At 33.1% G+C, this 5,192-nt stretch carries 6 protein-coding genes; all 6 read left to right on the forward strand.

Annotated features, from left to right (window positions below; translation table 11 throughout):
- Nucleotides 1-189: 189 nt before the first annotated feature.
- The 6 genes from JIV24_RS21755 (at nucleotide 190) to JIV24_RS21780 (ending at nucleotide 5,063) form a co-directional block, all read left to right on the forward strand.
- The gene (locus JIV24_RS21755; protein ID WP_200467193.1) at nucleotides 190-894 is read left to right on the forward strand and encodes a hypothetical protein; all 705 of its coding nucleotides are present in this window, start codon (nucleotides 190-192) and stop codon (nucleotides 892-894) included.
- Nucleotides 895-1,294: 400 nt separating this feature from the next.
- Entirely contained in the window at nucleotides 1,295-2,656 is a 1,362-nt protein-coding gene (locus JIV24_RS21760) for a hypothetical protein (protein WP_200467194.1), read from the forward strand.
- A gap of 62 nt (nucleotides 2,657-2,718) precedes the next feature.
- Entirely contained in the window at nucleotides 2,719-3,150 is a 432-nt protein-coding gene (locus JIV24_RS21765; protein ID WP_200467195.1) for a hypothetical protein, read from the forward strand.
- 1 nt (nucleotide 3,151) lies between these two features.
- Nucleotides 3,152-3,532, forward strand: a complete 381-nt coding sequence (locus JIV24_RS21770) for a hypothetical protein (protein ID WP_200467196.1) — start codon at nucleotides 3,152-3,154, stop codon at nucleotides 3,530-3,532.
- A gap of 218 nt (nucleotides 3,533-3,750) precedes the next feature.
- Nucleotides 3,751-4,284, forward strand: a complete 534-nt coding sequence (locus JIV24_RS21775; protein WP_200467197.1) for a hypothetical protein — start codon at nucleotides 3,751-3,753, stop codon at nucleotides 4,282-4,284.
- A 290-nt stretch (nucleotides 4,285-4,574) separates the two neighbouring features.
- Nucleotides 4,575-5,063, forward strand: a complete 489-nt coding sequence (locus tag JIV24_RS21780; protein WP_200467198.1) for a hypothetical protein — start codon at nucleotides 4,575-4,577, stop codon at nucleotides 5,061-5,063.
- The last annotated feature ends 129 nt before the right edge of the window (nucleotides 5,064-5,192 follow it).

The following is a 5,192-nucleotide window of genomic DNA, read 5'->3' on the forward strand; positions in this document are numbered from 1 at the left end:
TTCTCCTTTTAATTTTCTTTCAGTTGGTTTTAGCTCCTGGAGTGAAGTTTTAATAAAAACTGCAGGCAACAATGGCTTATAAAGCATGGGCTTGCCGCAGGCGCAACACAAGCCAACGCTTCATAGCCTAGCCGTTGTGTGGCATTATGACAATCGTATTAAACTAGATAGCACCATAATATTGATAAAATGAAAAACATCTTTATAGCAGTAATACTAATTACACTTTATGGTTGTAATTCAAAAACGAAAAATTCGGATTCGACAAAGACATTAGGTCAAGAATTAACTGAAAAAAATATAGCTTCAGAGAACAATAACCTTGAAGACAAGAAACAAAAACTCAATGTGAGTAACAGTATTATAAATCCAGACACTTCTTCTAATTTCAGATACAACCACTTAACTACATTTGAATTCGGATATCACAAGTCCATGCATTTAAAGAAAATAGATGAAGTATACTTCAATAATATTTTGAAACAAATAGATGGTTTCAGCTACAATTATGAATCCACGCTACCAAACTATTATATTTCTCAGCAAAACTCGATTCATGGTTTAAGGATGGAAACAATTGCCTTGTTTTGGGACCTTTGTTATGAAGGTATAGAACTACTTATAATAGATAAGAATGGAAAATTACTTAACACTATTTCTTTAACAGAATGGAAAAGCACTTGTGAGTCTTCAAGCAATACGACCACTGAATTTGTCAATGACAGCACATTTATTCAACATATTGAAATAATGGAGCCTGGAGGTGAATCAAACTTCTTTACAGAACTAAAATATAAAGGTTTAATAAACCATAAAGGACAACTTGACACGTTGGAGATATTGATTAATAAGGAATATGAAAAAGAAATAACGCCACACAACAAACCGCTATAGAGCATAAAGGAGTCAGAGTAATTTGGTCGGTTTGTACCTTCGGCGAACAACGCCAAATCGTTGATTTGACTTTAAAACAAATGAAAAAATAAAACCCAACCCAACGCTTTGGCTCCGTTCAATTTGGAAATAATGTAAGGTTAAATTCCTTTACGCTCCATGCGGCAGGCCGTTGGGCGTAACTCCCCCTATAAACCTATGGAATTGATTTTAAGATAAGTTAATCAATACCTTTTAGGTTTATTGATTTCTTAAGCTAACGTAGCAGAATTCTCACAACTACCTTGTGTAATAGTAGTATTTTGTAAGTTACTGAAATATAGAGCTTAATTTTTACGTTAGTCAGAATTCAGAATAGACGACCATAAATATTTAATAATAATTCGAATCAAAATATTTTATGACAGGAAAAAAGTTAAATGAGAATTTAGATACCTTTTTAAGGCATATTGAATCTATAAAAGATACGTTACCAATGACTCTGTTGCTTTTAGGACCTCACCAACAAAAAGCACAAGATAAGCTTGTTCAATTTATGAATGAGAATGTAGAGGAAATTGAGAAGGAAGATGGGGAAAAAGCTATCGCGGTAAAGTATGAAGAAGCGAAAATTTTTGAGCAGCTCAGTAAAAATTCTGAAATATCAATTCTTGCATCGAAAATAATCCCAGAAAGTCTATTTGTTTCGCTAATCTCTCAGTTTGATGCATATCTAAACAGGCTTTTAAGAATATTATTTGAAATTCGACCAGAGTTCATTAATCAATCAGACCGAAATTTAGCATTCAGCGACTTAATCGGATTTGATTCAATTGAGCAAGCAAGAGAACATATAATTGAAAAGGAAGTAGAATGCGTTCTCAGAAAAAGTCATTCAGAACATTTTGATTATTTGGAGACAAAGCTAAACATGCCATTAAGAAAAAAATTGCCTGTATGGTCTAAATATATCGAAATAACAGAGCGAAGAAATCTATTTGTGCATTGTGATGGAATTGTTTCAAGTCAATATCTAAAAGTTTGTCAACAACATAAATCTGACGTTCATGATATTCAACTAAATCAACGTTTGGATGTATCTCTTGAATATTTTGACAAAGCATATAAAAGTTTATTCGAACTAGCGGTAAAACTTACTCATACGATTTGGAGAAAGTTATTGAAAAATGATTTTAAAGGGGCTGATAGGCATTTAAATGACATTTGTTATGATTTAATGAGTTCAGGACAATTTTATTTAGCGGATATAATGCTCGAATTTGCATGTGAACAAAACAAGTTCTATAATGATGCCTATAAGAATGTATTTATAGTAAATAGGGCACTATCAAAATACCTTCAAGACAAAAAAGATGATGCACAAAATATTATTAATCAAAAAGATTGGAGTGCATCAAGTGACGACTTTAAACTTTCAAAATTTGTACTTAATGAGGAGTTTGAAGACTGTTATGCTTTAATGAAGAAAATAGGTAAAGATGGTGAAGTGGATAAAGAAAACTACAGAACTTGGCCACTTTTTTACAAATTAAGAAAAGAGGAAGGATTTAAAGTCACCTTCAAAGAAATATTCAATGAAGAATACAAAGTTGTAGAAATTCCTAAAAGACCAGTTCAAGAAATTATTGAAAAGGAAATTGAAAATAATCCTGAGTTACAAGACAAGGTGAAAAATAAAGAAATGTCCAAAAAACAACTTAAGGAGAAAGAAGAACTAGGTAAAGAAGAAGAACTACGCCCAACAATGGCTCATAAAGCATAGCTTGCCGCAGGCGCAACACAAGCTACGCTTCATAGCCGCGTCCGTTGTACACCATTTGAGGAATGACACAGAAGGAATTTAAAAGACACATAGAAAAGACTCTCTCGGAATTGAAACTTTATGCGGAATTACATTCTGGAAGAGAGCTACCCGATGATTTTGAATTTGAGTGGAATTCTGATGATAAACATAGTGCAGTTGGAATAAATGACGTGATTGACTTGATATCAGAGAAAGTCTATTTGAGTGAAAACAAAATATATCCTTGTGTGGATTTGATTGTAGAGAAAGTAACTGAAAACAATCGGATTTTGATAAGAGGACGAATAGCTGGATATGAACCCAGAAAGTTTGGAATAGGTTGGAGCAATCGACCTGGACCTTTTATTTATGGAATTGAAAATAAATTGATAAATAAGAAAGTAAAGCACACGTCCAAAGAATTTAAAGATATGCTCTTTGAAAAGGGTTTACTCCATTATAAAGCAAAATAAAATGAGTTGGGATATTGTACTTTTTAATTCTACACAGAAAATAAAATCAGTTGCAGACTTGGACGAAAGCCAATTGGGACTAACTAATTTCAGTGAAATTTTGGAAAACTCATTTGAACAAATAAGTAAGGCCGAAAATCACAGAGAAATAATTGGGAATGACTTTACCATTGACTTTTATACTGACAGTGAGGATTCAAGTAACTTGATGTTATCCCTGTATGGAGAAAATGGACTTTATGAATTAATTGAACTGGCTAAAAAGCACAATTGGCAAATTTATGACTCCGGAATTGACGGAATGATTGATTTAGAAAACCCAGAAAAGAACGGATTTAAAAATCATGGAAAATATGTTGAGCAAATACTAAAAAGAAGATAAAAACGGTGTACAACACGCTAGTATAAAGCAATTGGCGTTCGTGAACACTTGGAAGTTAGTTAGGTAATCGAAAACCGCCAAATCTTTGATTTGGCTTTAGAAACAAAAAGGTAAAAACAAATAAAAGATTTGGCTCCGAGGCATTTTGAAGAGGTTGCTCGTTAAATTGCCAAACGCTTCATCTAGCCCACCGTTGGCAATAATACAAATCGCACATAATGACAAACAAGCATATATTTCTTCCTTTATACATTAAGCTTTTGATTGTAATAAGTGATTGGTTCTTTCTTTTTGGACTCCTTATTTCATTCCCTGTTATGATGTTTATTCAGTTAGGATTTGAAATTGGTAGAAATTCAGAGGAAACAATAATATGGACATTGTCTCAGGCTTCAATTTTATTTTTAATCGGACTAATTAGGGCTCTAAGACGAATAATAATAATTGAATCAGCGACGACATTTACAAGTGGTATTGCCGTAGGTGAAATAATATTACTGGATTCAAGTAAAAAAAAATATCACAAAACTCTTTTTAGACTTAGTGTTGAATTTAAAAATGAAAACAATAATTCAAGTATTGTCAAGAATTATTATCTCGTAAATAGCAAAATTGCAAGGAATAAGTATGACTACACTTTTGTTTATAATATAAACACCCCAGAAAAGGTTGTCCTTATTAATTTGCTCCCAAAGTTAGTTAAGAATTATTTGAAAAAGATAGAAAGTACTATTGCCAACAAACCGCAATAGAGCATAAAGGGTGCAGTGCGTTTTGGTTGGTTCGTAGCTTCGGCAAACAACGCCAAATCGCTGATTTGGCTTTAGAAATGAAAAGTTGAAAACAAATACAACGCTTTGGCTCCGCTCATTTTGGAAAGTTACTAAGGTTAAATCCCTTTACGCTCCATGCGGCAGGCCGTTGTAGCGCATTCTGACCCGTGCTAAAAAAGTAACATTAACCATTTGAGCCACCGATTGGATATAGATATGACTATAGGATTTGTTAATAATCAGAATTAGAGCTTAATGTAGAATATTGCATGATTGACAAAATATTAAATTATCAAAGAGTTGAGTATTATTGTAAATTATCAGCTCAAGACTTTAAGACTAGACTTAGTAGGGTTCTCAATCTGAAAGGCTATAATTTATCTGGGAAATTTACCTCGGATCGAGATTTTAAATTGTCAGACGCATGGACAATTGGCATTTTCATTCAAAGTTTTGAAAATGATCCTGCATACTTGAAAGGTAGAATTAAGGATTCAAAAGAAGGTATAATCGTAGACGTATTGGTTAGGCCAAATTCTATTTTTTCGATTTTCGGGCTGTTGTTTCCACTAATAGGGATATACACATTAATCTCATCTGATTTCGGAAAGGCAGCTGAAGGTGCGATATTTTTTATCATTTTTGGTTTAATCTGGTACCTAATTGGAATCTATCTAAAAGTTAGAATAAGAAATAAATTCGAGGATTATCTTGGACTCGAAAGGCCAAATAGAAAACAACGCGCTACAACACGCTAGTATAAAGCAACTGGCGTTTGTGAGCACTTGGAAGTTAGGTTGGGTAATCGAACACCGCCAAATCTTTGATTTGGCTTTAGAAATCGTTAGTTTGTAGTTTACCAATACCAGTAGATTATAATAGAGTCA

Source organism: Carboxylicivirga marina (assembly GCF_016612505.1).
Taxonomy (GTDB): Bacteria; Bacteroidota; Bacteroidia; order Bacteroidales; family Marinilabiliaceae; genus Carboxylicivirga; species Carboxylicivirga marina.